Origin of the sequence: Streptomyces sp. 8L (assembly GCF_020176795.1) — a bacterium.
GTDB lineage: Bacteria > Actinomycetota > Actinomycetes > Streptomycetales > Streptomycetaceae > Streptomyces.
Genome location: NZ_JAIUKE010000352.1, coordinates 1 through 1,364 on the forward strand (window position 1 = coordinate 1; position 1,364 = coordinate 1,364).

Annotated in this window: 1 protein-coding gene; it reads left to right on the forward strand. The window is 76.9% G+C overall.

All coding sequences use genetic code 11. From position 1 onward, the window contains the following. Positions 1-213: 213 nt before the first annotated feature. Positions 214-1,209 carry a S66 family peptidase gene (locus tag LCE31_RS26220; RefSeq protein WP_225018307.1) on the forward strand — a complete coding sequence of 332 codons (996 nt, stop codon included), beginning with the start codon at positions 214-216 and terminating at the stop codon, positions 1,207-1,209. The last annotated feature ends 155 nt before the right edge of the window (positions 1,210-1,364 follow it).

Here is a 1,364-nt window from a genome sequence, read left to right on the forward strand (position 1 = left end):
CGCGGGCTCTCCGTGCCCCTCTCCGTCACCCGCGCCACCCGCACCTCGCCGCCCCGCAGCCGCGTCGTATACCGCTCCGCCCCCCCCCCCCCCCCCCCCCCCCCCGGGGGCCGCCCCCCCGGGGGCGGGGGGGCGCCGCCCCCCCCCGCCGGGGGGGCCGGGCCGCGCCGCCCGGAGTATCCGCAGAAGCCGCGTCCCGGCGACCGGATCGCGGTGCTCTCACCGTCCTCGGGCCTGCCGGAGATCCTGCCACTCCCCTTCGAGCTGGGGCTGCGTCGCCTCGCCGGGGATTTCGGCCTCGTTCCGGTGGAGTACCCGACGACGCGCCGGATGGGGGCCGGTGCGCGGGAGCGCGCCGCCGACCTCCACGCCGCGTTCGCCGACCCCACGGTGAAGGCCGTCATCGCGAGCATCGGCGGCGACGATCAGATCACCGTGCTGCCCTATCTGGACAGGGAGTTGATCGCGTCGCACCCGAAGCCGTTCTTCGGCTACAGCGACAACACCAATCTGCTGGCGTACCTGTGGAACACCGGCATCGTCGGCTACCACGGCGGCAGCGTGATGGTGGAGCTCGGCAGGCCCGGCCGGATGGACCCGCTGACGGCCGAGTCGCTGCGGGCCGCGCTGTTCACGCCGGGGCGCTACGAGCTCCGCCCGGCGGTCCGGTTCCGGGACAGGGACCGGGACTGGGCCGATCCCGCGACGTTCGAGGCGGAGCCGGAGACCCGCCCGGCGGGCGGCTGGTCGTGGTGGGGCCCCGAGCGGGTGGTGGAGGGCCCGAGCTGGGGCGGGTGCCTGGAGGTGCTGTCCTCGCTGCTGGCGTCGGACCGGGAGATCGGGGCGGACCTGTCGGTGTACGACGGGTGCGTCCTGCTGCTGGAGACGTCGGAGGAGATGCCGTCGGCCGCGGAGGTGTACGGGGTCCTGCGCGGCATGGGCGAGCGCGGGCTGCTCGGGCGGTTCCCCGCTCTGCTGATGGGGCGCCCGAAGACCTGGTCGCGGCAGCGGCGGACCACGCCTGCCGAGGGCGCGCGCTACGCGTCCGAGCAGCGGGCGGCGGTCGAGCGGGCGCTCGGCGAGTACGCGCCGGGGACCCTGGCCGTCTTCGACGTGGACCTCGGGCACACGGACCCGCAGCTGATCGTCCCGTACGGCGGGACGATACGGGTCGACGGCCCGGCACGCCGGGTGGTGGTGACGTACTGACGCGGCGACGCGGCGACGCGGTGACGTCGTGGCGTCGTGGCGTGGTGACGTCGTGGCGTACTGGCCGGGCGGTCCCGAACGGGAAAGAGGGGCGGCGGCGGGGGCGGGGGGGGGCGGGGGGGGGGCGGCGGGGGGCGGCGGGGGGGGGCGCCCCC